The 26,682-nt window shown below is 51.3% G+C and carries 26 protein-coding genes; 7 read left to right on the top strand and 19 right to left on the bottom strand.

The window, feature by feature from the left end:
- Positions 1-269: 269 nt before the first annotated feature.
- From kduD to USG84_RS11265, 4 genes are all read right to left on the bottom strand, one after another.
- Complete coding sequence (gene kduD, locus USG84_RS11280) at positions 270-1,031, bottom strand: 2-dehydro-3-deoxy-D-gluconate 5-dehydrogenase KduD (RefSeq protein ID WP_061097190.1); 762 nt, start codon at positions 1,029-1,031, stop codon at positions 270-272.
- Positions 1,032-1,094: 63 nt separating this feature from the next.
- A complete protein-coding gene (kduI, locus tag USG84_RS11275; protein WP_151412374.1) occupies positions 1,095-1,931 on the bottom strand; it encodes a 5-dehydro-4-deoxy-D-glucuronate isomerase in 837 nt (278 codons plus the stop codon).
- A gap of 235 nt (positions 1,932-2,166) precedes the next feature.
- A complete protein-coding gene (locus USG84_RS11270; protein WP_316380100.1) occupies positions 2,167-3,345 on the bottom strand; it encodes an acetyl-CoA C-acetyltransferase in 1,179 nt (392 codons plus the stop codon).
- Positions 3,346-3,438: 93 nt separating this feature from the next.
- Positions 3,439-4,305 (bottom strand): LysR family transcriptional regulator, encoded by an 867-nt coding sequence (locus USG84_RS11265; protein WP_320738268.1) that lies wholly within the window; start codon positions 4,303-4,305, stop codon positions 3,439-3,441.
- 104 nt (positions 4,306-4,409) lie between these two features.
- Here USG84_RS11265 and USG84_RS11260 point away from each other — a divergent pair, with 104 nt between their 5' ends.
- Both USG84_RS11260 and USG84_RS11255 read left to right on the top strand, forming a co-directional pair.
- Positions 4,410-4,871, top strand: a complete 462-nt coding sequence (locus USG84_RS11260; RefSeq protein WP_020687112.1) for a multidrug/biocide efflux PACE transporter — start codon at positions 4,410-4,412, stop codon at positions 4,869-4,871.
- A 119-nt stretch (positions 4,872-4,990) separates the two neighbouring features.
- Positions 4,991-6,220, top strand: a complete 1,230-nt coding sequence (locus USG84_RS11255; protein WP_151412373.1) for an amino acid permease — start codon at positions 4,991-4,993, stop codon at positions 6,218-6,220.
- 36 nt (positions 6,221-6,256) lie between these two features.
- Here the strand turns inward: USG84_RS11255 and USG84_RS11250 are convergent, their stop codons facing one another.
- Positions 6,257-6,727, bottom strand: coding sequence for an Lrp/AsnC family transcriptional regulator (locus USG84_RS11250; protein WP_061097185.1), 471 nt, complete (start codon positions 6,725-6,727; stop codon positions 6,257-6,259).
- Between the two features lie 114 nt (positions 6,728-6,841).
- Here USG84_RS11250 and USG84_RS11245 point away from each other — a divergent pair, with 114 nt between their 5' ends.
- Positions 6,842-7,453, top strand: a complete 612-nt coding sequence (locus USG84_RS11245; RefSeq protein ID WP_253543230.1) for a LysE family translocator — start codon at positions 6,842-6,844, stop codon at positions 7,451-7,453.
- Between the two features lie 27 nt (positions 7,454-7,480).
- On the opposite strand, the gene USG84_RS11240 is transcribed toward USG84_RS11245, so the two are convergent.
- Both USG84_RS11240 and yjdI read right to left on the bottom strand, forming a co-directional pair.
- Positions 7,481-7,753 carry a GNAT family N-acetyltransferase gene (locus tag USG84_RS11240; RefSeq protein WP_151412372.1) on the bottom strand — a complete coding sequence of 91 codons (273 nt, stop codon included), beginning with the start codon at positions 7,751-7,753 and terminating at the stop codon, positions 7,481-7,483.
- 10 nt (positions 7,754-7,763) lie between these two features.
- Positions 7,764-7,994: a 4Fe-4S mono-cluster protein YjdI gene (gene yjdI, locus USG84_RS11235; RefSeq protein ID WP_253543231.1), complete on the bottom strand. Its 231-nt coding sequence runs from the start codon at positions 7,992-7,994 to the stop codon at positions 7,764-7,766.
- 280 nt (positions 7,995-8,274) lie between these two features.
- On the opposite strand from yjdI, the gene USG84_RS11230 reads away from it, so the two are divergent.
- A complete protein-coding gene (locus USG84_RS11230; protein ID WP_151412371.1) occupies positions 8,275-8,670 on the top strand; it encodes a hypothetical protein in 396 nt (131 codons plus the stop codon).
- Between the two features lie 59 nt (positions 8,671-8,729).
- On the opposite strand, the gene USG84_RS11225 is transcribed toward USG84_RS11230, so the two are convergent.
- The 6 genes from USG84_RS11225 to USG84_RS11200 form a co-directional block, all read right to left on the bottom strand.
- Entirely contained in the window at positions 8,730-9,344 is a 615-nt protein-coding gene (locus USG84_RS11225; RefSeq protein ID WP_151412370.1) for an outer membrane beta-barrel protein, read from the bottom strand.
- Positions 9,345-9,438: 94 nt separating this feature from the next.
- A complete protein-coding gene (locus USG84_RS11220; RefSeq protein ID WP_061097180.1) occupies positions 9,439-10,068 on the bottom strand; it encodes a helix-turn-helix domain-containing protein in 630 nt (209 codons plus the stop codon).
- Positions 10,069-10,377: 309 nt separating this feature from the next.
- A complete protein-coding gene (locus USG84_RS11215; protein ID WP_151412369.1) occupies positions 10,378-11,007 on the bottom strand; it encodes a response regulator transcription factor in 630 nt (209 codons plus the stop codon).
- 99 nt (positions 11,008-11,106) lie between these two features.
- Entirely contained in the window at positions 11,107-12,378 is a 1,272-nt protein-coding gene (locus USG84_RS11210) for an FKBP-type peptidyl-prolyl cis-trans isomerase (RefSeq protein ID WP_320738267.1), read from the bottom strand.
- Positions 12,363-13,163 carry a tetratricopeptide repeat protein gene (locus USG84_RS11205; RefSeq protein WP_320726743.1) on the bottom strand — a complete coding sequence of 267 codons (801 nt, stop codon included), beginning with the start codon at positions 13,161-13,163 and terminating at the stop codon, positions 12,363-12,365. The genes USG84_RS11210 and USG84_RS11205 overlap by 16 nt, the downstream gene beginning before the upstream one ends.
- Positions 13,160-13,543: a hypothetical protein gene (locus tag USG84_RS11200; RefSeq protein WP_151412366.1), complete on the bottom strand. Its 384-nt coding sequence runs from the start codon at positions 13,541-13,543 to the stop codon at positions 13,160-13,162. The genes USG84_RS11205 and USG84_RS11200 overlap by 4 nt, the downstream gene beginning before the upstream one ends.
- Positions 13,544-13,995: 452 nt before the next feature.
- Here USG84_RS11200 and USG84_RS11195 point away from each other — a divergent pair, with 452 nt between their 5' ends.
- Positions 13,996-14,697, top strand: coding sequence for a response regulator transcription factor (locus USG84_RS11195; protein ID WP_253543238.1), 702 nt, complete (start codon positions 13,996-13,998; stop codon positions 14,695-14,697).
- On the opposite strand, the gene USG84_RS11190 is transcribed toward USG84_RS11195, so the two are convergent.
- From USG84_RS11190 to USG84_RS11165, 6 genes are all read right to left on the bottom strand, one after another.
- On the bottom strand, positions 14,666-16,972 hold the full coding sequence (locus USG84_RS11190; protein WP_320738266.1) for an ATP-binding protein: 2,307 nt from the start codon (positions 16,970-16,972) through the stop codon (positions 14,666-14,668). The two genes, USG84_RS11195 and USG84_RS11190, sit on opposite strands and share 32 nt — an antisense overlap.
- A 98-nt stretch (positions 16,973-17,070) precedes the next feature.
- Positions 17,071-19,365, bottom strand: a complete 2,295-nt coding sequence (locus USG84_RS11185) for an ATP-binding protein (RefSeq protein ID WP_253543240.1) — start codon at positions 19,363-19,365, stop codon at positions 17,071-17,073.
- Between the two features lie 162 nt (positions 19,366-19,527).
- Positions 19,528-20,238: a response regulator gene (locus tag USG84_RS11180; RefSeq protein WP_151412360.1), complete on the bottom strand. Its 711-nt coding sequence runs from the start codon at positions 20,236-20,238 to the stop codon at positions 19,528-19,530.
- 71 nt (positions 20,239-20,309) lie between these two features.
- A complete protein-coding gene (locus USG84_RS11175) occupies positions 20,310-22,610 on the bottom strand; it encodes a CS1-pili formation C-terminal domain-containing protein (protein WP_253543241.1) in 2,301 nt (766 codons plus the stop codon).
- Between the two features lie 210 nt (positions 22,611-22,820).
- On the bottom strand, positions 22,821-23,303 hold the full coding sequence (locus USG84_RS11170) for a CS1 type fimbrial major subunit (protein WP_151412358.1): 483 nt from the start codon (positions 23,301-23,303) through the stop codon (positions 22,821-22,823).
- Between the two features lie 26 nt (positions 23,304-23,329).
- The gene (locus tag USG84_RS11165; RefSeq protein ID WP_253543242.1) at positions 23,330-24,058 is read right to left on the bottom strand and encodes a hypothetical protein; all 729 of its coding nucleotides are present in this window, start codon (positions 24,056-24,058) and stop codon (positions 23,330-23,332) included.
- Positions 24,059-24,389: 331 nt separating this feature from the next.
- On the opposite strand from USG84_RS11165, the gene USG84_RS11160 reads away from it, so the two are divergent.
- Together USG84_RS11160 and USG84_RS11155 are read left to right on the top strand one after the other, a co-directional pair.
- A complete protein-coding gene (locus USG84_RS11160) occupies positions 24,390-25,622 on the top strand; it encodes a hypothetical protein (RefSeq protein WP_151412355.1) in 1,233 nt (410 codons plus the stop codon).
- A gap of 11 nt (positions 25,623-25,633) precedes the next feature.
- Entirely contained in the window at positions 25,634-26,656 is a 1,023-nt protein-coding gene (locus USG84_RS11155; protein WP_151412354.1) for an EAL domain-containing protein, read from the top strand.
- Positions 26,657-26,682: the final 26 nt, after the last annotated feature.

Below are 26,682 nucleotides of genomic sequence, written 5' to 3'. Positions count from 1 at the left end.
GATAGCGGGGAAAAGTGTCAGGCCGGAATTCGTGAAGATATGGATTATTTCGCTATGGCATAGCGATCTGTGATGGACATTACAATTTCAACTAATGCCGGATAATCACCTAATTTTACTAATGCCTTAATTTTTCAGTAATAAAAGTGTGATGGTAGTCATCTATGAATTTTCAGTATGGATTTTTCGTGTTTATCAATATGGACTTTGGCAAATTTTAAGCAAAAAAAACCTCCGCTGAAGAGCAGAGGTGTTTGTCATAAGTAAGGTTATCGCGCCAGCCAGCCGCCATCAACCGCGACGGTATAACCATTGATATAGTCCGATGCCGGGGAAGCCAGGAACACAACCGGCCCCATCAGATCGCTCGGCAGCCCCCAGCGGCCCGCCGGAATACGCTCCAGGATCGCCGCACTGCGTTCTTCGTCCGCGCGAAGCTGCTGGGTGTTATTGGTGGCCATGTAGCCCGGCGCAATCGCGTTGACGTTGATGTTGTGCTGCGCCCATTCGTTCGCCAGCAGGCGGGTCACGCCCATCACCGCGCTTTTCGACGCGGTGTAAGACGGCACGCGGATGCCGCCCTGGAAGGAGAGCATCGAGGCGATGTTTATGATCTTGCCGCCCTTCCCCTGCGCGATGAAGTGCTTCGCCGCCGCCTGCGACATAAAGAACACGCTCTTGATGTTCAGGTTCATGACGTCGTCCCAGTCGGTCTCGCTGAAGTTGATCGCGTCTTCACGGCGGATCAGCCCCGCGTTGTTGACCAGAATGTCGATATGGCCAAATTCCGCCACGGCGCGCTCCAGCAGTTCCGGAATGGCGTCAATTTTACGCAGGTCGGCGGTCAGGCTGAGAAAACGGCGGCCCAGCGCGGTCACGCGTTCGATGGTTTCCGTGGGCTCAACGATGTTGATCCCGACGATATCACAGCCCGCTTCCGCCAGGCCTAACGCCATCCCCTGGCCCAGTCCGGTGTCACACCCGGAAACCACGGCCACTTTACCCTGCAGAGAAAATGCATCCAGAATCATGTTTGTTCCTTACTCTTTCAGCGCCTGTCATTAACAGGCAGATGTATGCTTAACTGCCCGCGACTAGCGCAGATCCTTAACCGCGACGTGGTCCATGTCATCGAAGACCTGGTTTTCTCCAACCATACCCCAGATGAAGGTATAGGCTTTCGTCCCCACGCCGGAGTGAATTGACCAGCTGGGTGAAATCACCGCCTGCTCGTTATGCATGACGATATGGCGGGTTTCCTGAGGCTGTCCCATCATGTGGAACACGCAAGCGTCTTCATCCATGTTGAAGTAGAAGTAGACCTCCATGCGGCGTTCATGGGTATGGCACGGCATGGTGTTCCACAGATTGCCCGGGGCCAGTTCGGTCAGCCCCATGCTGAGCTGGCAGGTCTCCAGCACATCCGGAACGAAATATTTATTGATGGTGCGGCGGTTGCTGGTGAGGTTATCGCCCAGCGTCACGGGCGCAACGTCCGCAGGCGTCACTTTTGTGGTTGGATAAGCGGTGTGCGCGGGAGCGCAGTTATAGTAAAACTTCGCGGGTTTACCGCCGTCGATGCTGGCAAAGACCACCTCTTTCGCCCCTTTGCCGACGTACAGCCCGTCGCGGTGGCCAATCTCGTAGCACTGGCCGTCCACGGTAATCGTGCCCGGGCCGCCGATGTTAATCACGCCCAGTTCACGACGCTCCAGGAAGTAGCTTACGCCCAGCTGCTTGCCCACTTCACCGCCCACGGAGACGGTTTTCGCCACCGGCATAATGCCGCCCACGATAATGCGGTCGATGTGGCTATAAACCATGGTGTACTTATCGGCTTCGAACACCTGCTCAACTAAAAACTCGCTGCGCAGTCCCTGAGTATCCAGCGTTTTGGCGTGCGCGCTGTGGATGCTTTGTCTGACGTCCACGGTAACCTCCAGATGTGGTCATGCCCGAAGGCAGAAATTAAACGAAACGACGTTTCGTTTTATGATGAGCACATACTAGCGGCATAAAATAGGGTTTTCAATTGCAATTAAAACAACGTTTCATTTTTTATTTTTGTTTATAACAGAAATGACGCGCGGATCACGATTACTCCTCATGAGGAGAAGACCGCGATAAAAAAAACCTCCCGGAGGAGGTTTTTTCAGTGAGAAGAGATTAGCGTTCGATGGCGAGCGCCACGCCCTGTCCGCCGCCTATACAGAGGGTAGCGATCCCTTTGCGCGCGTTTCGCTTTTTCATTTCGTGAACCAGGGAGACCAGGATCCGGCAGCCGGACGCGCCAATGGGATGCCCCAGCGCAATCGCCCCGCCGTTTACGTTGACCCGCAGCGGATCCCACTCCAGCATTTTGCCGACCGAGATCGCCTGCGCGGCAAAGGCTTCGTTCACTTCAATCAGATCCACATCAGAAAGCTGCCACCCTGCGCGCTCCAGGCAGCGACGGGTAGCGTAAACCGGCGCAATCCCCATTAACGCAGGATCCACGCCCACGCTGGCAAACGCCTTAATGCGGGCCAGCACGGGGAGATCGAGCTCAAGGGCTTTGCTTTCGCTCATCATCATCACGGCGGCGGCACCGTCGTTAATGGAAGAGGCATTTCCCGCCGTGACCGAGCCCTGGGTTTCAAACGCGGGATTCAGTCTCGCCAGGCCTTCCGCGCTGGCGTCGGTGCGCGGCTGTTCATCGGTATCTATCACGATAACCTCGCCGTTCTGACGCTGCGTGCTGACCGGAACAATCTCGTCGCGAAAGCGACCGGAATCAATCGCGGCACGCGCTTTTTGCTGCGAACTGAGCGCATAGGCGTCCTGCAGTTCGCGGCTAATGCCGTACTCGCGCGCCAGGTTTTCTGCCGTCACGCCCATATGATAGTCGTTGAACGCGTCCCACAGCCCGTCATGCACGAGGCTGTCGAGCAGCTGGCTGTTGCCCAGCTGCGCCCCGGTACGGCTGTCGGTCAGAACGTGCGGCGCGCGGCTCATGTTCTCTTGTCCGCCAGCAATAACCACATCCGCTTCACCGCACTGAATGGCCTGGGTGGCGAGATGCAGCGCTTTTAATCCTGAACCACAGACGTCGTTGATGGTGATGGCGGATACGGTATTGGGCAGCCCGCCCTTTAGCGCCGCCTGGCGCGCAGGGTTTTGCCCGGCTCCGGCCGTGAGAACCTGCCCCAGGATCACCTCGTCAACTTCATGGGCGGCAATCCCGCTACGTTCCACCAGCGCTTTAACGACCACGCTGCCCAGATCAACCGCCGAGTGACGCGCAAGCGCTCCCTGAAAACAGCCGATAGCCGTACGCAACGCACCCACTATTACGACATCTTTCATCACGACCTCTGTGTTAAATGACATGACGATAGTAGAGGATTGTTACTGGCAATTATCTTAATTGTTTAAAAATAGTGAGTTTAATCACAAGGATTAGCATGCATCCTGCAGATACTGCCGCAGCCAGCTTCCGGCTACGCCGGGAGGGGATCGTTTATTCCACAGCAAATCAATGCCGATCGCCCGTGGCCAGCCGGGAACATTGAGCTGTACCAGCGACTTCGCGGCGGCGAATTCATCCACCAGCGCGCACGGCAGCACGCACCAGCCGAACCCCTGGACGGCCATACTCAGCAGTAGCAGGTAGTTCGGCGCTGACCAGACGGGCCCGCGCGCGATCTCAGCCTCGCGCTCAAGGTAGGTGCTGAGCCTCAGCTCCCGCCAGCCGTGCAGCTCGTCGCTCTGCACCTCGTGTTGTCCGGCGAGCGGATGCGTGGTCGCGACGTATATCGCCATTCGGGTCTGCACCGGCAGCCGGGTAGCGCCAATATCCGTCGGGTAACCGTCTCGCGCTTCCGTCAGGCCCACCTGCGCGCGCTCCTTTTGCAGCAGATCGATCACGTCCTCTTCCTCGCCAATCAGGCATTCGAATTCCGTGTGGGGAAAGCGGGCGTCAAACTGCTTCATCAGATCTTCCAGCACGTCGGGGTTGAGGGTATCGGAGAGGACAAACGTCAGACGCGCCTCCGTTTGTGCCGTTAACGACACCGCCAGCTCATCCAGCCGCGTGCTGGCGGCGAGGATGGCCTGCACGTAGCCCAGCACCTGTTCTCCCTGGACCGTTAACACCGGCTGGCGCGCCGAGCGGTCAAACAGTTCGAACCCCAGATCGGCTTCAAGATTGGCAATGGAGGTGCTGATCGTCGACTGGCTTTTACGCAGCCGGCGCGCGGCAGCAGAAAAAGAGCCTGCCGCAACGGTCTCAACAAACGCGGTAAGGGCTTCAGGTGAATAGCGCATAAACTATCTACTTTATCGATGGATACTATCTTTAATATATCAGCTTTAGCGATAAAAATAGGCTGCATCAACGCCCATACCGGCGAATTAATGAGGTCTACACTATGCAACATCAGGATGCACTCCAACGTAAGCTGCCGGAGCGGATCTTTCATGCTGTCTGTTTCGAAGGGATTGCCACGGCAATTCTCGCCCCCACGGCGGCGTGGCTGATGCAGCGCTCGGTGGTGGAGATGGGTGGGTTAACCATTATCCTGGCTACCACTGCCATGCTCTGGAACATTATCTATAACTTCGGTTTCGACCGTTTCTGGCCTGTCCAGCGGGTCAAACGCACGGCTAAGGTTCGCGCGCTGCACGCCCTGGGGTTCGAATGCGGGTTTATTGTGATCGGCGTGTCGATTGTCGCCGCCGTGCTGGGCGTGACCCTGCTTCAGGCATTCACGCTGGAAATAGGTTTCTTCCTGTTCTTCCTGCCGTACACCATGTTCTATAACTGGGCGTACGATACCCTGCGCGAGAAATTTCTTAAGCGTCGCCAGCAACGACGCGCTCTGGCAGGCTAAACCTCCACTGGCCGGACGTCCGTTCCGGCCAAACTCCGTCGAAGCAACTGCGCTCTCCGGGCATAACTATGGTAAATTGCACGCCATTCTGATGGTTTGTTAGTTGAAACGTTGCTCTAATGTCGAAAATTTGGTCAAAAGATGAGACTCTCTGGAGTTTCGCTCTCTATGGCACGGCCGTGGGCGCAGGAACGCTGTTCTTGCCCATTCAGCTGGGCTCCGCAGGCGCTATTGTCCTGTTTATCACCGCCCTTGTGGCCTACCCGTTAACCTACTGGCCGCACCGGGCGCTGGCGCAATTTATTCTCTCGTCAAAAACCAAAGGTCATGAAGGGATCACCGGCGCCGTCTCCCACTACTATGGTAAGAAGATTGGCAATCTAATCACCACGCTCTATTTCATCGCCTTCTTTGTGGTGGTGCAGATTTATGCGGTGGCCATAACCAACTCGTTAACCGAGCAGCTGGCAAAACACCTGACGGTGGATACCGCCGTTCGCGTGCTGGTCAGCCTGGGGGTGGTGCTGGTATTGAATCTGATCTTCCTGATGGGACGGCATATCACGATAAAAGTGATGGGCTTCCTGGTGTTTCCGCTGATTGCCTACTTCCTGTTTGTCTCGATCTATCTCACCGGAAGCTGGCAGCCCTCGTTGCTCACCAGCCAGATGGCCTTCGATCGCCATACGCTGCACCAGGTTTGGATTTCAATTCCGGTGATGGTGTTTGCTTTTAGCCATACCCCGATTATCTCAACGTTTGCCGTTGACCGTCGCGAGAAGTTTGCCGACGGAGCCATGGATAAATGCAAGAAGATCATGAAGGTGGCGTACCTGATTATCTGCCTGAGCGTGCTGTTCTTTGTCTTCAGCTGCCTGCTCTCAATCCCGCCGTCCTATATTGTGGCCGCCAAAGAGCAGGGGGTAACGATCCTCTCAGCGCTGTCGATGATGCCCTCTTCTCCCGCCTGGCTGGGGATTTCGGGAATTATCGTGGCGATCGTAGCGATGTCGAAATCGTTCCTCGGCACCTATTTTGGGGTGATTGAAGGGGCGACGGAGATCGTGAAGTCGTCGCTGAATCAGGTGGGGATAAAAAAGAGCCGCGCCTTTAACCGCGCGATTTCCATAATGGGAGTGTCGTTAATCACCTTTGCCGTCTGCTGCATTAACCCGAACGCCATTTCGATGATTTACGCCATCAGCGGCCCGCTTATCGCCATGATCCTGTTTATCATGCCGACGCTGTCGACGTATCTGATCCCTTCCCTGAAACCGTACCGCTCCATTGGCAGCCTGCTGACGCTGATCGTCGGCGTGCTGTGCGTGTCGGTAATGTTTGTTGGCTAACCCCCTTTCATGCCCGACGTCTGTCGGGCATGCCTCTTAGTCCCGCCCCGCTGATTCCAGCGGAAAAGGTCTGTCCTGCACTACCGTTTTCATGACAAGCGTAGAGCGAAGGTGCTGCACGCCGGGCATGGCGGAGAGTTTCTCGTCATAGAGTTTCTGAAAAGCCGACAGGTCGCGGGTCACGACGTGCATTAGATAATCCGGATCGCCAAACAGACGCTGTGCCAGCACGATCTGCGGGATCTCTTCTACCGCCTCTTCAAACGCGCTTACCGCCTTTCGGTCCCCCTCTTTTAGCGTCGCAAACACTATCGCCAGAAAGTTAAAGCCCATTTTGGCGGGGTCGAGGCTGGCACGGTATCCCGTTATGGCCCCGCTTTGCTCCAGCGCCCGCACGCGACGATGGCACGGCGAGAGGCTCAGATTCACCCGTTCAGCCAGCTCGGTCAGGGATAAGCGGCCATCAGACTGTAGCTCCGCAAGAATTTTTCGATCGATGCTATCCATGTGGAAGATTTTCTCATTTTAACCGTGTTATGAGCATAACATTGAAAGCCTATTTCGCAGGGTTAGCGATATTCTTTTTCTCAACTTTGACGCACTGCGGGAGTCTTCAGGACGATGGAAATGAGTATTGTGGCCGGCTTTTGGGTGGTTTCTTTTCTGCTCATCATGACGCCGGGTGCCGACTGGGCCTACGCCATTAGCGCCGGGATTAACGGGAAACGCGTTGTCCCGGCAGTGATGGGGTTGATGTCCGGGCATCTGTTAGCCACGCTGATTGTTGTGGCTGGCGTGGGCGTACTGATTGCTCAACATCCGCTGGCGTTAACCGGGCTGACCCTCGCGGGGGCGATATATCTCCTGTGGCTTGGCATTACGCTGTTACGTCACCCCGCCGCACCGGAAAAGGCCACCCACCACGCGGGAAACTGGAAACAGTGGGCGGTGAAAGGGCTCTGCATTAGCGGCCTTAACCCGAAAGTATTTTTGCTGTTTCTGGCGCTGCTTCCGCAGTTTACAGATCCGGCCGGAAGCTGGTCGATAGCGATGCAGATGTCCGCGCTTGGCGTGATGCACCTGGTCACCTGCACGCTGGTCTATCTGCTTGTGGGGTATGGTTCGAGAGCGGTGCTGGCGACCCGGCCGCAGGCGGCGCGTCTGGTGAGCATGGCATCGGGAGGGATAATGGTGCTGATCGCGTTGATACTGCTGTTTGAACAGATGAGATAAAAAAACACCGGCCATCGCCGGTGTGTTTTACGCCCGAATATCGTCATATTCACGCGTATTATCAAACTCATGCTTGGCAAACGGGCACAGCGGAATAATTTTGCGGTTCTCACCGCGCATCTTCTCCACCACTTTCGCCACCAGCCGTTTGCCAACGCTCTGCCCCTTCAGGCTCGGATCGACATCGGTGTGCTCAATAATGCTCAGATGCTCGCCGGTCGGCACGAAGACAATCTCTGCGACCTGATTGCCGTCTGCATCATTCACGTAAAACTTGTTATGGCCTTCCAGAATATCCATGGTTCCTCGCTTATTTTTGGCGGTACTTCAGCGCACCGCTCGGGCAGGTATCAATCACGCTTACAACCGTTTCCACGTCTACTTCGTCGGGAATAATCCACGGCTTGCGTTTCAGATTAAACAGCTTTGCGCTTCCACGCACGCAGTTACCGGAGTGTTTGCAGATCCCGGTGTTGAAGTAAACGTCAATTTTTTCGCCGGTATAGGCCCGGTAACCCGCATCCAGTAGTTCTTTATCCATGACATTGCCTCTGTAATTATTCTCGTGCTGAATGAAGCATAGCCTTACGGGATCCTGATAGCTATCACGAAAAGCCAGCTCACAACGCTTATCTTGTCGGATTGCGTCCCCCTGCGTACGTGGATGGCTGCGTATACAGGCTGTTTTACATATAAAGCGTGAACTGGCGTTCTGTTGCTCAGTATTCCCAGTGAGATGTTTAAAATTAAACAAGTTTAATCTGAAGATATGCCTGTCGTTTACGATAATGTCCGCTCTGCTTATTTAACACGAGTTACCCATGAAGACACGGTCATTATTACTGACTCTGCTCAGCCTCAATTTATTAACCGCCTGCAGCGCTTCTGCGCCAGATAAGGTTGAACAGATACACCATATGCAGGTCCCGCTAGTTTTACCGGGAGAAAAACCGCCTGCCGTTCCGGCATCTCATATTGCAGCGCTTTATCAAGAGAATAAAATACAGATAGACAGATTATCAGCACAGCTGAAATCAGAGTATTTACAGCACGCTACCGCGAAGGATATTTTCACCGAAGATAGCTCCGTTCAGCCAGTCTACGCCTCACTGACAAAACTGGAGCAGCTTGAACTGATTAATCAGCAATACCTGAAAGATAAAAACGTTATCGGCCTGCAAAAGATTAAACTTGCTCTTGAGCCTTTAGTCACTTAAATGGCACAAAGCCCAACTGCTGAGCAGTCGGGCTTTTATCATTGAGAGGCTAACAACGATTAATCGTGCTGTCCAAAACGCCATGTCAGACCTGCCGTTACGGAGCTTACGTCGCTGCTGACGCCAATCTGGTTGGCATTACCCACATTGCTTACCCATTGATATTCGAGGCGGCCAGCCAAATTTTTGTTGAACGCATACTCCGTCCCCACCGCGGCAAGCGGGCGAACGCCTGTATCGAAACGATTGTGACCACTTACATCAGATTCTGCGCGATAGGCCATCGCCCCGGCGCGGCCATAGATATCCCAGCTGTCGGTCACGGCATAGCTGGCTTTTAAGGACATCTGCAGCCCCTGGCTTTTCATTTGTGCGCCCGCGCTATGGTTACCTTTCATCTGCATATTTCCTAAATAATCGTAACCACCTTCTACTGCCAGCCAGGGTGTCATCTGATAGCCAGCGTAAACCCCGCCACCGACATTATCATGATCGATATTATACTGGCTGGAGCCATTGTTATTATCGCTCGCTTTAGAACCGGTGCTGGCGTCAAAATAGTGTGACCAGCCGAATTTAGCCCCGCTATACCATGTACCTGTATCTGCAGCTGCAAATGCATTTGTGGCTGTGAACGCGTTAGCAATAATTAATGCGAAAAGTGTCTTCTTCATACAAATCCCGTTTACTCTGTTGAATAGTTTCAGTGAGCAAACGATATAGATAAACGAGAACAACGTGAAATGCTTTTCTGTTTAATTTTAAATTTTAGAACGACTCCGGTAAATTTCCAACCTCCATTAAATACCCGCCGCGCTTAAATGCGATATATTGACCTTGCTTAAGCGCCGATAATACGTTGAGAATACTGCTGCGTGAAAGAAGCGTGCGGTCCTGAATATATTCCAGAATGCTGGTTCGCATACGCGCCTCTTCGGGCAGTAATATCATCTCCTGCAGATAGCTACGAATCACGGAATAGGTACGTTGCTGCACGACCTGCGCATCACGATAAATGAGATACGCCGTATGATACGACAGCAAGGCCGCAACATCTTCCCAGACGCCCTGCTCGCGAAATAGCGCAGCTGCTTCATCTGCATCAGCACGTAAAATGATGGACTCTCTTTCCGCACGTAATATATGACCCTGTGTCGGCTGGATCATCTCGGCAATGCCGAACAGATGAGGCTCAAAAACGGTCACCAGGAGCAGGCCATCCGATGCCCGCAGCAAAGAAAGCTCACCCTCCTGAAAAAGATACATTTGCTGATGGCCTTTGTGTTTCCAGGTGATCCGCTTACGCGGCACAAGCTTTACTTTATCCGCGATCGGCTCAAGGATGGCCGTCAGACGTTCAATGGATTGCTCAGGCCGAACGGGAGGTAAAATATTCATGACACCACCTTTTAGCGTTGGGTAATGGCCAGTATAGTCTACAACGGTCAATGCTCAGACATGTGTAAGGGGAGAAGTGATATCAGATGGAAAAGCATGAGTAAAAAGAAATTTTGTTTATTTTTGAATTTCACCTTCAGAACAGAGGAAAATGTAAGGGATATCTGCCGCGAGTCAGTGCATTATTGAGATAAACTGGCTAGACTGTTGTCACGCACGTAGTTTCCCAGCCTAAATTTTTCAGAGTCGCTTTTACATTCCTTGCCAGTATTATCCAGGCCGCACTCCTCCCGGCTTTGTCAAAATTGACTACAACTCATTTATCTTCAACTCAAAAATATCGCGATTGTTCTTCAGATCGAGCTTACGCATTGCTTGCCTTTTCTGAGAGCTAATCGTTTTAACGCTGCGGTTTAAACACTCGGCTATTTGCGTTACGCTCAGACCCTTTTGTAGATATTTCATAACGGTCTTCTCTTTTACCGACAAACGATTACTTACAAATGGAATATTATCTTGCATAACTATATTGCATTTGCTGTTATTATTTGACTCATTATTAAGCATTCTTCGGACACGGTGAAGTAAAATGAGAAAATTTTCTGCCGGTAACGTTTTACAGAAATACCCTGCAATCATTGGGGAACATTGCTCAGCGATTTTTTGATGTGAAACACTATCCCCCATCAAAACCAGGGCTGAGTCAGTCAGCTGTAGAGATAACTGCTCAACCAGTTCAAGCATATTGCTTTCACCGTCTGGCAGCGAACAATCTAACAGAAGTATATCTGCCGGCCCTAAGCTCAACGAGAAAAACAACTCCTCGCGGGTTCGGCACATATCTAACACTTCCAGTAAAGGTTCCGAATCTATTAGCTGTTTCACGCCGTTATGAAAAATAGGGTGATCATCAAGAATAATGATATTTTTGGTCATCATAATTACCTTATTTTAGTCTATCCTTACATTAAAAAACGCCATTACGAGAGGTATGGCTCAGCGAAATTCTTTATAGTAATGGCTGTTCCTGCCAGAGCTTCACATAGCACTGATGATTTTTATTTTTAATACCAGGGTTGCACCAGGCGGAATTAGAGGCTGAGCTCCCGCCTCGCCAAAGGCCTGCTCTGGCGGCAGAATGATTTCGAGTTCGCTGCCAACGTTACTCTGGCTTATAATTTTGCTCACTGCCGGAAGCAATGTATCGATTTTAAGCTGCTGAATTTCATTCAGCTCACCGCTGTTATCAAATACGGTGCCATCGGCTAATTTCCCTGTAATAAGCATTTCAGCTGTGCTGTCAGCGCTAAGTTTTGCTCCCTCCCCTTTTTTAATGACGAAGTAATAGGCGCCATCCATCTCTTTCATTCCTGGACGATTTTGTGTCTTTTTAATCAGCTCTTCACCGAGCTTCTTCTGCTGACTGGCCGTCTGTATTTGCTGCTGCTGTTGTTCGGCCACTTTTTCATTAAGCTGGCGGTCAAGATCGCTTACCAGTTCGGCAATTTCATCTTTTGGTAACGCGATACGTTGGCCGAAAGCATCTTTCAGACCGGCAAGCACCATCGGGCGATCGGGTTCAATACCCACCTCCTGCTGCGAACGTAAGACGCGTACTATATCGCTGGCAAACGCCACGCCGTTGGCATAGGAAATTTTTTGTTCGCGGGTCTGAGGCTTAACAGCCTGCTGTTTTTCGGTCAAAACGTTGTTTTCAGCCTTCAGCGCTTCGATTTGTTGCGACATCGCGAGAAGGCTGTCCTCTTTTTCCTTCAGCCGATCGGCAAACGCAGACTGGGTTATTGCGCGGGAATCCTCCAGCATTTGATGGGCGGCAACTTTTGCGCGTAACTCCGCCAGCTCCCGATCGGAATTGTCGTGCTGCGCTTGTGCTTCGGCCAGCGCTCGCTGTAGCGCATCCAGCTTCTCGCGCTGAGCCGTCATTGCCTCCCTGTCAACCTCTGATGAGCTCAGCTTATTTTGCAAAGATTGAACTTCCCCTGCGTGCTTATCCAGCGTCTCTTTGTAGAGGCGCTGCTGTTCTGAAAGTGATTTTTCCAGCGCCTGCACGCGCTGATTCTCCTTCGCCTGTCCGGTTGTTGCGGGCCGCAGAGAAGGCGTTCGGGCAACCGGAGGCTTAATCCACGGTTGCTTTTTCTCCGTATCATCAAACAGTGAATAAGGAATGGTATTATCCGAGTTGTAGCCTGTCAGCGCGGGCTCAGCTGCATTAATCCTTGGGGCCAACACCAGCGCAGCAATGCAGAAACTGAGTCTGGTCAATCTCATGTTTGTCATTCTGCGCTCCATGATGTTGAGTTATTTACAAGAAGTTGCTCTGCCAGTTGACGGGCTTTTAACGCTTTCCCCTGCCGCGACGCTTCTGCATACATACGTAACTTCATTTTTTCCGCTGTTCGTTTCAGGCGCTCATCGCGGCTGTTATTGACTGCCGCGTTGTACCAGGCAAAAGCCAGCTCTGGCTGTGCAGAGACCCCTTCTCCAGCCTGGTACGCCCCCGCCAGATTAAACTGCGCAAGGGCGTTGCCTTGCTTTGCCGACTTGCTATACCAGGTGAATGCCTGGCGCACATCTTTTTTTACGCCTGCCCCCTGGGTATACGCGGCGCCCACATCATTTTGTGCCTGTGCATCGCCCTGCTGAGCTGCCATGAGTAGCCACTTAAACGCCTTCTCAGGATGAACGTTCAATAAACCTGAACGATAATGACGGGCCAGTAATTGTTGGGCACTGATGTTTCCCTGTTCAGCGGAGGCTTCTAACCACCGTCGACCCTCAGCGGGTTGCTGTTCCAGAAGGAGCCTGCCAAGTAGAAATTGTGCTTCCGCCTGATGTTTCTCTGCCGCAGCACGCAGCAATGGTTCGGCTAAAGCATCCTTTCCGGCAGAAAACAGCCAGGCCCCGCTACGTTGCTGAGACAGCACATCGCCACGCCCGGCCTGTTCATGAACAGCCGCCACCTGCTGATTAAATTCATTGAGCAGTGCAGGTTGAGGTGTTTTTTCACGCTCAACAGGGTGTGAGTTGCAGCCAGTCAGGAAAAGCATACCCAGCATCGCTGTTACGCTTTTCATGGGTTAATCCCCTCGTCTGCTTGCGACACGATAGATTGATACAAGGCGATATGAATTGCCTGGCATTCCCGCGCGAGCTGAGCCTGAAATATGCTATCTACTACGCTCTTTATGTCTTCCTGAACTTTATCCCGCGTCAGCAAATACTGGGCACTGTTATTTAACAACACCGTTAATGTTCCGTTATGCTTTTCAAAACGTGCCGCATCGTATTGTTTCAGGGCTGCCAACTCATCCTGACAGCGTTGCAGTGGCTTTGCGTCCTCAGCGGCCTGTGTTAAGGTGGTTGATGGGGTACCTGAATGACCGGCGCAGCCAGCCAGCATCAGTACGCCACAGGCGAATATGAGTCGTCTGGAGTCAGCAGTTAAAAGCGTCATATTAACTTCCGTATATTGGGGCTGATTTTATTTGCTGAATATTTCGAAATGGGTTCCGACTCTGTCAGCTTTCAATTAATACAGTGCACGCAGAAATTTCGCTTAAATCGTTTAGCTTCAGCAAATAGAGATAATTTATTTTCTAACTTTAATAATATATGTTTTTAGTTAGTGAATGTGCCGATGCAAATCATATGAAAAAGCTCACTATTATCGGAACAAGAGCACTCTCAAAACCTGTACAAGACAAACAGGTGGACATGCTTTTTGTTACAAAGCAGAACAGTTCACGGGCCGTGCGGAAGAATGAAATCGCTGCCTTATGATTTAGCATACGCCATCTGGCTGAAGGGCTTCATTTTGACCTGCAAAAAAAGGGACTTCGAACGATCTTTATTCAGAAAATACCTTATACTTGTATCCATTTGTCAGAGTAAACAGAGTGATTTGAGATGAAGGATTTCGCAAAAAAAAATATCTCCATTACCTTGCTGGACGATCACTTTTTAGTCTTACGTGGATTACGCGATGTGTTAACCGAAAATCCAGCATTCAACGTAACGGGCACGTTCACCACAAGCGACGAGTTTTTCAGTCATCTAAAATCCACACCTTGCCATGTTGCAATCGTCGACTATGAGCTGGCTCCATCGGATGTGGATGGGTTAAATCTCATCAAAACCCTTCACCGCCGCCATCCCAATATCGCCATTTTGGTAGTATCTGCACACTACAATCCTGCCACAGTCGCGCTTTCTCTTCGCAGCGGAGCAAAGGGATTTATCGGTAAAAACCGTCCATTTGAGGAGCTGAGTAAAGCGATAACCGAGTTGACGGCCGGGCGAATCTACCTTGAACCTGAAATGACCCAACGTCTTGCCGAACAGCAGCACCACGGAGAAGTGCTCATCAATGGCAACCTGAGCACCGACAATATTAAGCACGCGGTGTCGTTAAAAATGCTCTCGCCCAAGGAGCAGGAGGTCATTCGCTGCTTCCTGACCGGTATGACGGTTACCGACATTGCCGAAAAATTTTCCCGAAGCCTTAAAACGGTCAGTGGTCAGAAGCAAAGTGCAATGCGTAAGCTGGGCCTGAAAGCTGACCATGAGCTGTTTATCATTAAAGATGAGTTGCTGAAAGGTGGCGCTTAAGCTGTTCAATCCAGCGCTCGCCCTCCGTCACTGAAGGAATATTATCCTCGCGCATTTGTTGCTCAAATGCCGCGGCGCACTCAGCCAGCGCATGTTGAGCATAGACCTTAGCTGCGCCGTGTAACCGATGAATGTGATGTAGCATCCAGCGAGCATCCTGCTGTTTTAGCGCCTCGGCGAAGCCCGCGATGTCCTGTAAAAGCCAGGAGGCAACCTCACCCTCCGGCCTTACATTTATAACCTCTGTCGACATGGTGCCAGCCGTCTGGCACCAGCGCATGAGCATTGAAGACAGACACGAGAGCCGCAAAGGTTTGGTCAGCAAGGCCTGCATACCACTGTCCAGACATTTCTGCTGATGCGCTGAGCCACTCAGCGCAGAAATTGCCACAATCGGCGTTCTCTCAAGACCCTGAGCGCTTTCAAAGGCACGTATCCGCCGCGCGACTTCATAACCATCGATATCCGGAAGGTTGCAGTCAAGCAAGATGACATCGTAATAATTTTCCTCAGCAAGCAACGCCAAAGCTTCCATGCCCTCTCCGGCAATATCATAGTGACAGTTGAGCGCCCCCAGCTGTGCTGCCATCATCGCCTGGTTAGCGGGGTGATCTTCTACAATCAGAACGCTGGTGCCTTTTACGAATTCTCGCACGGTGGCAGATTCGCTAACATCTTCAACGGATACGTCACAGAAAATAACTGGCAGTTCAACGATAAAAGTCGCCCCTTCTCCCGGTCTGCTGGTGCAACTTAATCGCCCCCCCGCTAATTTCACCAGTTCTTTGCAGATATACAATCCCAGGCCGCTGCCGCTGTAAGAGCGCGCGGCTGAAGAATCTGCCTGCGTCCAGGCGTCAAAGAGCGTCAGCTGGGCCTCAAGCGGAATGCCAATGCCCGTGTCGCAGACGGTAAAACGTAATCCTTCCGTATTGTCATAAGGTTCTGCAGAGACGAGGAGCGTGACGCTGCCTGCTTCGGTGAATTTAATGGCGTTCGACAACAAGTTACTTATTACCTGACGTAAGCGATGTGCATCACCCACTATCCACTGCCGCTCAAGCGTCGTATCCAGCGTCACATTCAGCAATAATCTCTTTTGAGCTGCCAGGGGACGATGCACTGCCACCAGATCGTCTACCAGTTTTTTCAGTGAAAAGCCTTGCCTGCTCAGGACAAGCTGACTGTGCGACAGCTTGCTATGGTCGAGAATGTCGTTCAGCAAATTCATTAAATGTGTTGATGAGCTGTGCGCAAGGGCGAGATACTCATTGCGCTGTGAAGGGGTGCCGGGCAGCCGTAGTAGCTCCAGGGCCGCAATCATCGCATTCATCGGGGTGCGGATTTCATGGCTCATCACTGCCAGAAACTGACTCATGCGCGCCTCGCTGGCGACAGCACGTTTGCGGTGCCATAGCGCGCGCCACAGCGCCCATGCGAGACCGAGCAGAAGCAGAGCAATGAGCGAAAGTTCCAGCTGGTAAAGGCCGAAAATCATGCCTGCAGTTATCTTTCCAATTTTGAGATCGCCAATCCACTGGCTGAACATGGCGTCTGTTCGGCTTGCGGGCATCTCGCCCAACGCTTTATCGATAATGGTTTTCAACAAAGGCAATTCGGGCAGCGTCCCCATGTGCAGGCCTGCCACTAGCGAGGGAAGTTGTCCGGAGACCACCAGCTTACTGCCCAAACTGCGGTAAAGCAGCGGACGAATGATGAGATCGGCACCGATGGCAACATCGGCGTCCCCTTCCCTTACGCTTCGCAACAGAGCAGGCATATCCTCCTGAGGAAAAAGATGAATCTCAGGATGGAAGCGGCGTAGCCAGCGCTCATAGTCACTGTCCTTACGAACCGCTACCCGTTTACCGCGCAGATGCTCAAGAGTACGTAAATTACTGGCATCATCTCGTGCGATCATCAGTGCATTCGTGGTGATCCAGCGCTGGCTGAAAAGCCATTTTGCACGTTCTGTGTCTGTCATCAGGGACGGTGCGAGATTGGTAACCAGCGCGGCCTTCCGGGGCTCTTCGGCCAGCTTAAAACGCAGCCCGGTCATCTTCTCAATCTGGTCGAGATACGCGCGGCTCAGGCCGAAGTGCCTGCCCCGATCGCTATAATCAAGCGGCCACTCCTGCTGCACGCTATAGCTAATTACGGGATTAGCCACCATCCAGGCATGCTCTTCCTCACTGAACAGCGATGTGGCCCGAGCGCTGATACTCAGGAGGGACAACGCCATTACAATCAATAAAGTTGCAATACGGGAGGGCATAACCATTTTCTCACTTTGCTACCACGGATGTTCGTGTAAATGAGTAGCAATTGAACAGAAAATGTTCTCACCCTAACTACGAGAGCACTCTTAAATCATTAGTCTTTAACAGGATTTAGGGGCGAACAAAGCGCCCATAATTGCTGACGCCACTGTTCAGGACGCCACTGCTCAGGGGGTAATTCAGCTCGCAAACTTTTTTCAATTGTTTCAGCATATTCCGCCAGAGCGTGCAGCTGGTACATCAGCGCCACGCCTTTTATACGATGAATATGGTGTATCATATGACGGCTTTGCTGCCGCTCGCTTGCCGCATAAAAATCCTGCACATCCTCCTGCAATGACTGCCAGACATCTTCCGAGAGCTGGAGGGGTATTTCATCTCTCACCGCTCTTATATCATCTGGCTGAAACCACTTTTGTAACTGAGCGGCGAGTTCACCTAACCGGATCGGTTTTGTCAGCACCGCATCCATCCCGCTTTCACGGCAGCGGGCGAGATGGTTGGCAGACTGCAGAGCAGAAATGGCGATAATGATTGATGGGTCACGCTGCTGCTGCTGTTCTAACAGCCTGACTTTTCGCGACACGGCATATCCGTCCATTCCCGGAAGCCCGCAATCCAGCAGAATGACATCGTAATAATTCTCTTCCTCTAACAGCGCAAGTGCACTTTCTCCGTCTTCAGCCAGCTCGTAATGGCAGGCTAAAAGAGTAAGCTGCTCAGCCAGTAATTGTCTGTTCGCAAAATGATCTTCCACCACAAGCACTGCACACTTTCCGGCGAAATCGGGTAATGCCTGCAAATGAGAGCTACTGCCCCCCTCAACGGCTGAAACTGTCTGCAGTGGCAGGGTTATTGTTACCGTTGTGCCTTTTCCTGGAGCGCTTTCTAGCTGAATCGTACCCTGCATCTGTGTCACCAGGGAGCGGCTGATGTATAAGCCAAGACCGCTGCCACCCGCCTGAGGCTCTCCCTGTTGCCACGCCTGCATCAACTTTTTCTGCAACGCTGGCGGAACGCCTGTTCCACTATCCTCGACGCAAATACGGAACTGCTGTTCTTCATCACTGACTCGCAACTTTACGCTGCCGCTGTGAGTAAATTTGATGGCATTAGAAATGATATTATTGACTACCTGCCGCAGACGATGCGGATCGGAAAGGATCCATTGGAACGGTTCGCTACGGACATCCTCAAAGATTAGCGATAATCCTTTACGCTCGGCGGCAGGCCGCTGGCTGTCGATAACGGCCTCCAGAAGCGCGCCTGGATCAACAGGCTCAAGGGCAAGCGCCAGACTATTCTGGTTGATTTTCTCATGGTCGAGTACGCTGTTCAGCAGTTCCATTAGTTCCTGCGAAGAGGCATAGGCGAGGTCGGCATACTTCTGACGCTTATCGCCACTGCTTTGCTGTAACAACTCCAGCGAAGCAATAATGGCATTCATCGGCGTACGCACTTCATGACTCATTACGGCGAGGAACTGGCTTTTATACTGCTCGCTTCGGATAGCACGACGTCGTGAAACCCAGGCGAACCGCATGGCAATAAGTAACAGCACGATCAGGACACCAATCACTATCAACGGGTACCGATATTGCCATAACACAAAAAGCAAAGTCGGCGTTCCGATATCCACCACGCTGACCCAATGCGCAAATAAACGTTCAGCATCACGCGCGGTGATATTCGCCATGACGCTGTTGAGAATGTCCCGCAGTTCAGGATAAGCAGGGTCAATGCCCATATTCACGCCGCTGACCATTTCCGGAATCTGCGCTACGATGCCGAGATGATTGATATAGTGGCGCTGCAAAATGGGCAACACCACCAAACCTGAAGCAATAGCGGCCACGTTCTCACCCGACTGAACAGATTTTAATGCGCTAACCACATCGGGTTTGACGCTTAGTCGTATGGCAGGATAGTGCTGCCGGATCCACTGTGCGTATTCACCGTCTGCCGAGACGGCTATCCTTTTGCCCTGCATCTGGCTGAGCGTGCGCACCTGAACCTGATCTTTTGTGGACACGATGATGGGCATGGTATTAATCCATGGAAAGGTCAGAAGCCACCGCTTACGCTGTTCATCGCTCAGTAAATTGGCAGTAACAGCGCTGTCCATCATTGGCTTTTGCTCGCCGGTTTGCCCGGGAGGAACATAGATAAAGGTGATGCCGGTGCGCCGCGTGACTTCATCCAGCACTTCCCGGCTTAGCCCAGTATGCTTACCGTCACGCACGGATTCCTGAGGCCAGAGGTTTTTGACGGTGTAGAACACGCGCGGATGGGCATCGATCCAGGCTTGCTGCTGGGATGAAAATTGCTTTTTCGCCATGCACGGTAAGGATACCGCTACCAGCACAATCAGGAACCACCAACGTAGCATTCGCTATCCTTCACAGACCTGGACGTCATCTCCTACTGTATAGAATTTTAAGCAAGTAAAGTAGAGCGAGTAAAAGAATTGCCGGATTTGCGTTTATTTAAGGCCAGCAGCAGCCTGCAAAAGGCAACGCTAATGAACAGTTTTTCTGTTTATTGTAGCGACTTATGGCAACGGCACACTGGAGCCATTTAGCGCGTTATGATGTTGCAAAAAACTCCGGTCCGAACTGAAACCCAGTTTGCGCATTGCCGTCTGCTTCTGACCACTGATGGTTTTTATGCTGCGTTTAAACTTATCGGCGATTTCTGAAACGCTCATACCGTCGATGAAGCATTGAATCACCTCCTGCTCTCGCGGTGACAAAAGTGAAAAGTCCAGCGACGGCTGTTTAGCACTGTTACCAAAAGGCGGCAGATGTTGCGTGAGCTCGGTATTGAACAGCTGGGTCAATTCCAGCGCCATCTCAGGCATAAGATGAATTTGTCCGCTCGCGACATTGCCGACTGCACGGGCTAACTCCTCCGTATGCATGCTTTTACTGATAAATCCTTTGGCGCCTGCATGCAAAGCCAGCAGCACGGTAGCGCTGTTGTAAATGGCAGAAATGACAAGGATTGCCAGCGTCGGATACTGCGTCTGAAGTAAACGCAGCAGGCTGATGCCATCCATATCGTCGGGTGCGAGGGCAAAATCCATTACCAGAACGTCTGCGTCTAAGCTTGCCAGCTCTGCCAATAAGTCACTGCTATGAACATAGCGGCCAACGACCTGGAAGTCATTCGGCTTATTCAGTAGTGCGTACATGCCATGAAGGGCGATCGCCTGGTCATCAATAATGACGATTCGGGTACGATTGAGGGGATTATTACCCATGGTGACTGGTTCCTTTTATTAATGAATTTTAATCCCCAGGTCACGTTACTGGCCTGGGGATTGAATGCATATCAGCTTTTTGTATTACGTTTGCAACTAAAATCGCCAATCATTAGCGTATCGTTCTCACGTTTATAATCCTTGAGGTCGAATTTAACCGTGCAGAGCTCTTTATCGCGAGCATGAACGACCACCTCAGGCGTGTGTTCGTGCATATCCATGATGAAAAAGCCGTCATTCTCTGTGATACCCTGGCCGGCATGATTAACCAGTTTCGCGCCGGAGAGCGGCGTCCCGTTGTGATCCAGTACGCGACCAATTAACGTTAGCGTTTTCATCACGCGTACTTTGCTGTGCGCGACACCACCTTTATTCAGGTGATAAGGCAGTTCCGCGGGCCAAATTTTCAGCGGCGGCGCATCGCGACCGTCGAAATCAATTTGCAGCTGGCCCGGTTTATATGCCGTGGTCGGAATAAAGTTACGTCCGGCTCGCAGCGTACTGCTACCTCCCTGGCTGTCCCGGGTTTTCAGGCGCACCTCAGGATCGTCACTCTCCACATCAACGATAATGCCGGTTTTATTGCCATACGCATCCGGGCTATGGCTCACTGAAACCTTCCCTCCCCCCACGGCCAGGGTATTGTTCATGTTAAGGCCGCCGCTGAAAGCCTGTCCTTGCGAAGAATGATTGGCGTACGCGGTGCCGCTGGCGTAGAGACCTTCAAATCGGGTGTAAAGATTGGTGCTGACGCCGAACTTATCGCCGGTAACGCCTGCGCTCACGTCTTTAAACACGCTCTCTTCAAAACTCTGGCTGACGCTGGCCGACGCAAACAGATCGCGCCCGCCTTTGTTGTCGTTACGACTCCCTAAACTGGCGCTGACGCTCCGGTTTTCGCCGCCCAATGCCAATGAGAGGTTAAGGCTGGCGCCACGATTACGCTTCTGAGCACCTTGCATGTAGGGACGGTCGTAGGCGTTCAGACTTAACGTGACCGGCGTATCTTTTATTTTCATGCGCGTGCGCCAGGTCGCATCCAGACCGACGCCATTCTCACGACTGTAATGCGTGCCGCGCAGCGAAAGTGAATCGCCATTGCCGAGCCGCTGATTGATTGTTGCGCTGCTATTTTGCTGGCGACCAGGTGAATTACGGCTGTTACTTTCCTGATACCAGCTCTGATTGTGGTTAAACATCAGGCTTGTTTGCTGGCCCAGCCTCCAGTTTAATTGCGTGTCGTAACGCGATCCCCAGCGATCGCTGCTTCCTGCGCTGCCGTATAATTGAATATTTTCCGCGGCCTGCACATCCGCAGATACGCCATATTGCTTGCCCTCTGCAGCATGTTGTGCAGCGGCGCCCAGGACCACTTTTGGGTGCGCCATATAGTTGACGCTGGCCCCAAGAGCGGGCTCGCCTTCATTATTTTTATAGCGGCTATTGCCGAGCTGCTGCTCCATGCCGGCATACGCTGAGTATTGCCAGCGCTTATTTGGATTGCGCCAGTTCGACGGCTTATAAATAGTTTCAATGCTGCGGCTAATCTCTTTACCCGCTTCAACAATGCGCACTTCTACATCATAAATGCCGCCAGGCAGAACGGTGGTGTCGAGCTGCTGTAATCCTGGTGCAACCGGCTGACTATTAATCAGAACGCCGTCGCGAAAAATTTCAGCGACAGAGTCCCGATTCGCCGTAACCATGACGGGGTAAAGGCTGGCCTGCCCGGTTTGGATCAACAGCGTGTCGGATGATGCCAGCATGGCCCCCGCCACCGTTTGCACGCTGCTGCCACCCGGCATGTTCGGCTGGCGCAAAATACCCTGGCTATCCGGCTGGAACAGACCCGCTCGTAAGACCCGATCCGGGTATTCCCGCTGAACAAACAATGAGCTCACACGTGCTTCCGTTTGGCTGTTTTCGATATCGCTCCGGCTCAGCTGACCCGCGGCAATCCCCGTCCAGTTACCGAGGCTGCTTTCCAGGTTCAGGTTCTGTGAACCCGACCACGGCTGCTGTTCACCACCGATTAAATTCAGCTGATTACGCAAAATCAGCCCGCTGCTGCCACCTTCCGGCAGCGCAACATGGCGTTGCTCGCCTTGTACCGCGAGAGCCTCCGTTGTGGCAATCGATAGCGTGGTATTTACAAGGTTATAGTAAAGACTGACTAACCCCTGCGGGCACTGCTTATCACAGCTTCCCAGAGAAACAGGTTTACTCAGCGCCTGCGCCCAGCGGCTGCGTGTGGCTGGTGGAAACTGACTCTCGTTTGACTGGATGAAGTTAATGAGCTGTACCGTTTTCTCCTTCGATAACAAAATCATGGCGTCACCCAGGTATTGACCATCGAGTTCAATACGTGTCATCAAAGGGGCATTAAAGAAATGAGAGCTAAAATCTTCAGGCAGATTTTCTGTCTGAGAGATCAAGTCTTCCATTGGCAACGCCGCGGCCTGCAGAGAAATCAGCGTAAATGCGATAACCGCTGCGAGGCGAGTTTTTGAAGATAACGTCATGAGTTTGTCCGCTAAAAAAGGACGCCTGCGCGTCCTTTAATGTGTCAGGAAGGTAACGGATTAAGGCAATTCAAAATCAAACATCATTTTGACTGCACCGTTATAGTCACCCGGCACATAAGTTGGCGTGCCGGTTGGTGTAACGTTTAACGGCAGTGACTGCGTCGTATTTGTGGTGGCGTTGATAATTTCAACCGCGTTTGTTGCTCCCACCGGCAGAGCAAGGTTGTTAATTGAAACCGTCAGCGGGATCGTCTGGGTGCCATCTGATAAGACGGCAGCGGAATCCAGATGCGCGGTAATTTTGCCAACGTTATTTTTGGCCAGCAGAGTGGTGCTCACATCCTCCAGCTTTTCGTTTACGTTGTCCCATGCCATTGTTTGTGTCGTGGTACCAAACGCGGGATCCTGAAACTCAACAAAATATTGTTGAGCAGGTATGTTAGCCTCCAGCTGAAACTGCAGTTCCGTTTGGTCGTCTGCGATCGCGGCGGAGCTGGTGGCGAGCAGTGCAGAAAAAATAGCTTTTTTAGAAAAGTTCATTTAAATATCTCATGTAAAATTAATGGTCATCCGAATGTTTTCGGCGTTTTCTTTCGTCCTTCCAGCAAGGTAAATTGCCAGATTTTTTTCATTTCTTTCCGGAGTTGATGCTGCTTCCCGGGCAAGAGAATAATGGATGCGCTTTCCGAACAACTATTTCCGGCGCACTGCTTAATATTATCCAGCACTATGGTGCTATTACCGTTATTACGAATAGTGATGCTACTTCCTTCACTCTGAATGGTGGTGTTAAATATTGAGTTTTTAGGCCGTACTATCGCTATAGTGCCAAAGCCGGTGAGGACACTGACGCCCGCATTCAGTTTTTTACTGTAATCGTCAAAATCTTTTTTAGTTTGTCCAAACTCATACTGATCCTTAGGCATAACCGGGATAAATCGCACACGGTAATAACGTTCTTTATCCCTGTTGCCAGTAACGATAAAACGCGCCGGCTGCATGTTTTTTGCAGGCACAATCATTCTGGCTGGCGTCACGATCAGGCCATCGACATTGGTATTTGATATTGCACTGGCATCGAAGCGTTTTTCATTTTTTTGCCCATTGGCGCCCCAGGTAATTTCACTGACTTCTGTTTTAATAAAGGCGGTATTATCGCCGTTATTCATGATTCTTTTCAGAAGCGTGCTCTTATCACTTTCAATAAATTCATACATCTGACCAACAGAGATCTGCGGTATAGCAGTTGCCGTAAAGCTCACTGCCATTAATGCTGTCGCTAACAGTTTTTTCACAATGGTAGTCCTCTTTTCATCAGCACCGCCACTAAACCGTTATCCTTGTCTGGCAGCACTTAATTAACGAAGCGAAGTATCTGGTTTTACTGCCTCTAAGAAATATGAGAGCACTCTCGAATTTCTCAATAACAAAAAATAACCAATCAAAATCAATAAGATGCAATAAATTCGCTTTTCTTTAAATTTCATTTCCACTATAAGCTCGATTTATTTTGTTTGATTTTTTTCTGGTTTGAGAGTGCTCTTGTATCAAAATTAAGACGATTTAAGACATCATTTGCAGATGATTTTTGACGTTACACATTGATGTTGTTCAGCGTGAGGTAAAATGAAATACATCTTTATATTGTTATCCTGTGTATCTCTTACACTTATCTTTCTGCCGTCAGGCTATGCTGCGGAAATTACTGTCAATGCAGAATTCAAACCGTCCGCCGCAAATCCTGATGTGGTAGATTTTACAAATATCACGCCATCAACAGGGTTTTGCGTTGGGGATCGTGCAAAAACCTGCCCTGAGGGCACGTTTTCAATCGACACGGGGATTGAGGTCGAAAATAAAATATTAAGAGGTACCGGTGGTGTTTTGCGGGAACAAACATTTCAGAAAGTAAAATCTAACTGGCAATACGTTACTCTTACTGATGCTGAAACGGGCAAGACCATCATTTTGCAGTTTCGCATTACCTTATTAGGCCAACGATTTTACCACCGCGATAAAGGACTTTTAAATAAATTGAACGGCGCTGGTGCACTTCCCGGTGGTGGGTGTACCGGGACACAAGGATGGGCGCTTAGTGACGGTTCCTCATACCGTTTCGCATGGCTTCATCCAGACAGGGCTTCTTCAACATGTAACCGTGCGCCGGTATCATCGCTTGATCTAGATAATGTGAATATCGATGAAGTCTCGATTGGCTATGAATTAAGAAGTATCGCCAGCCCATTAACGTTACCTAACGGCAATTACAGCGGCGGATTCCAGTATACAGTGGGAAAAGACAAGGATATTGATCTTGGGGAAGGAACCTATAACGATACTTTCCTGCAGGTTTATATCAATGCTGAAATCAAGCATGATTTTAAGGCCAGCATTCAGGGTTCTAACAGTATTGAATTAATCCCGCCAGGAGGATGGCGTTCATGGAGTAATAGCAGTAAGCCGCAGTTTCGCCTGGAAGGTACGGGACAGATCCTGATGACGGCATCCTCACCTGTCAGTATTACGGCATACTGCACGCATGAGCAGCTGAAGAGCTGTGCCCTTAAACGCGAAGGAGGGGATGAAACCGTAGCCCTTGATATCAACTTCTCAATGCCAGGAGTGCACGAACGTGACACAGGGGAATCCGTAACCCGAGTGGCTATACCTATTACCACACCAGCCACGCCGGGCGTGATCGTTGAGCCGGATAACTATCTTAACAATGTCGCTGGCCAGGTGCATTTTACCGTTAATGAAGTCGAAAGTCTTAAAATGGCATCGCACCCGGGCTCGACCTGGAAAGGCTCTGCGACGCTGGTATTTGACGTTGATATTCCCTTTTTACCGGATCCCTGAGCGAGAGCGTGATGAACATTGAGCATTCCTTCTCCGCCTGTAGTGACAATAAAAAATTATCGCTGCTTCTGATCCGCCAGTCGAAGCTGAGCTATACCTCCTGCTGCGCCTGCTGCCAGTCAGCGCTCAATGCATGGCGCAACAATAACGTGGCGGGGGGAATTGCGTGTATCGACGATCTGCCCGATGCCGCCAGCGTCGAATTGCTGATGAAGAACCTGAAAAACCTGCGCTACGCAATGGCAGCAGCGCCACGACAGGCAGGAGGCAGCATCATTCTGGTCTGTCAGCAACTCTCCAGTATTACGCAGCAAAGCGCCATTCATCTTCAGCCCGCGATGTTATCGGAGGTGCAGCGTAACTGGATCATGCATGCCTTAAAACCGCGCCTGAAGCAGCAGCAGCAGTCTGCTGAACTGCTGCGACGCTTACTCAACCCGGCTCCGCTGATTGCGCGCATTCGCTACTGGCGCACGGTTGATTCAAACCTGGTCCTGGCGTGTGAACCTGAGCCTCACGATGCCACAATCTCATTTCTACGCCTCAACGAAAGCGGGCTGGAGATGATTGCAAGCTTTCGCCTGCTGCAGGAGATGGTGCAACAGCAAATTCACGCGATTGCACCACTGTCTCTAACAGTCAGCCTTGGCTGGCTCTCCCATGCCAGCTTACCCGAGCTGCTGTACCGGACGCTCTCCTTCTCACAGCAACCGGTACAGCTGGTACTGAACATTGACAGCGGTAACAGCGATACGCTCACAGAACAGGTCCTTACCAATATTCGCGAGCTAAAACAGCAGGGTCTGCGTTTTGTTATGAGTACGCAAGGACGTTGCGGTCACTATTTACGTCTGAAAATGCTCTGTGATGGCGTGCGCTATGATATGGCGACACTCTTGGCCTCAAGCGATGCACAAGCCGAGCTTAAAATGCATCAGCGAGAAGGGAAGTTTATACAAATTGACGGTATCACTTCACCGGAGCAATCGCAGCTGGCTGGCGAACTGGGCGGTGAGCAATTGCTCAGTTATTAACGCAGGAATAGATGCGTGAGCCGAAT

Source organism: Enterobacter sp. 168J2, from assembly GCF_034107265.1.
Classification (GTDB): domain Bacteria; phylum Pseudomonadota; class Gammaproteobacteria; order Enterobacterales; family Enterobacteriaceae; genus Enterobacter; species Enterobacter nematophilus.
Note: the sequence above shows the minus strand (reverse complement) of the source record. Positions and strands in the feature narration are given on the sequence as shown.

What these genes read in the sequence shown, in the direction of transcription:
- USG84_RS11215 (WP_151412369.1), bottom strand. Translation starts at nt 11,007, where the DNA reads ATGATGACCAAAAATATCATTATTCTTGATGATCACCCTATTTTTCAT.
- USG84_RS11225 (WP_151412370.1), bottom strand. Translation starts at nt 9,344, where the DNA reads ATGAAGAAGACACTTTTCGCATTAATTATTGCTAACGCGTTCACAGCC.
- USG84_RS11185 (WP_253543240.1), bottom strand. Translation starts at nt 19,365, where the DNA reads ATGCTACGTTGGTGGTTCCTGATTGTGCTGGTAGCGGTATCCTTACCG.
- USG84_RS11180 (WP_151412360.1), bottom strand. Translation starts at nt 20,238, where the DNA reads ATGGGTAATAATCCCCTCAATCGTACCCGAATCGTCATTATTGATGAC.
- USG84_RS11250 (WP_061097185.1), bottom strand. Translation starts at nt 6,727, where the DNA reads ATGGATAGCATCGATCGAAAAATTCTTGCGGAGCTACAGTCTGATGGC.
- USG84_RS11240 (WP_151412372.1), bottom strand. Translation starts at nt 7,753, where the DNA reads ATGGATATTCTGGAAGGCCATAACAAGTTTTACGTGAATGATGCAGAC.
- USG84_RS11210 (WP_320738267.1), bottom strand. Translation starts at nt 12,378, where the DNA reads ATGGAGCGCAGAATGACAAACATGAGATTGACCAGACTCAGTTTCTGC.
- USG84_RS11175 (WP_253543241.1), bottom strand. Translation starts at nt 22,610, where the DNA reads ATGACACGTATTGAACTCGATGGTCAATACCTGGGTGACGCCATGATT.
- USG84_RS11270 (WP_316380100.1), bottom strand. Translation starts at nt 3,345, where the DNA reads ATGAAAGATGTCGTAATAGTGGGTGCGTTGCGTACGGCTATCGGCTGT.
- USG84_RS11200 (WP_151412366.1), bottom strand. Translation starts at nt 13,543, where the DNA reads ATGACGCTTTTAACTGCTGACTCCAGACGACTCATATTCGCCTGTGGC.
- USG84_RS11265 (WP_320738268.1), bottom strand. Translation starts at nt 4,305, where the DNA reads ATGCGCTATTCACCTGAAGCCCTTACCGCGTTTGTTGAGACCGTTGCG.
- USG84_RS11230 (WP_151412371.1), top strand. Translation starts at nt 8,275, where the DNA reads ATGAAGACACGGTCATTATTACTGACTCTGCTCAGCCTCAATTTATTA.
- USG84_RS11245 (WP_253543230.1), top strand. Translation starts at nt 6,842, where the DNA reads ATGGAAATGAGTATTGTGGCCGGCTTTTGGGTGGTTTCTTTTCTGCTC.
- USG84_RS11260 (WP_020687112.1), top strand. Translation starts at nt 4,410, where the DNA reads ATGCAACATCAGGATGCACTCCAACGTAAGCTGCCGGAGCGGATCTTT.
- USG84_RS11190 (WP_320738266.1), bottom strand. Translation starts at nt 16,972, where the DNA reads ATGCCCTCCCGTATTGCAACTTTATTGATTGTAATGGCGTTGTCCCTC.
- yjdI (WP_253543231.1), bottom strand. Translation starts at nt 7,994, where the DNA reads ATGGATAAAGAACTACTGGATGCGGGTTACCGGGCCTATACCGGCGAA.
- kduD (WP_061097190.1), bottom strand. Translation starts at nt 1,031, where the DNA reads ATGATTCTGGATGCATTTTCTCTGCAGGGTAAAGTGGCCGTGGTTTCC.
- USG84_RS11170 (WP_151412358.1), bottom strand. Translation starts at nt 23,303, where the DNA reads ATGAACTTTTCTAAAAAAGCTATTTTTTCTGCACTGCTCGCCACCAGC.
- USG84_RS11195 (WP_253543238.1), top strand. Translation starts at nt 13,996, where the DNA reads ATGAAGGATTTCGCAAAAAAAAATATCTCCATTACCTTGCTGGACGAT.
- USG84_RS11255 (WP_151412373.1), top strand. Translation starts at nt 4,991, where the DNA reads ATGTCGAAAATTTGGTCAAAAGATGAGACTCTCTGGAGTTTCGCTCTC.
- USG84_RS11160 (WP_151412355.1), top strand. Translation starts at nt 24,390, where the DNA reads ATGAAATACATCTTTATATTGTTATCCTGTGTATCTCTTACACTTATC.
- USG84_RS11220 (WP_061097180.1), bottom strand. Translation starts at nt 10,068, where the DNA reads ATGAATATTTTACCTCCCGTTCGGCCTGAGCAATCCATTGAACGTCTG.
- USG84_RS11155 (WP_151412354.1), top strand. Translation starts at nt 25,634, where the DNA reads ATGAACATTGAGCATTCCTTCTCCGCCTGTAGTGACAATAAAAAATTA.
- USG84_RS11205 (WP_320726743.1), bottom strand. Translation starts at nt 13,163, where the DNA reads ATGAAAAGCGTAACAGCGATGCTGGGTATGCTTTTCCTGACTGGCTGC.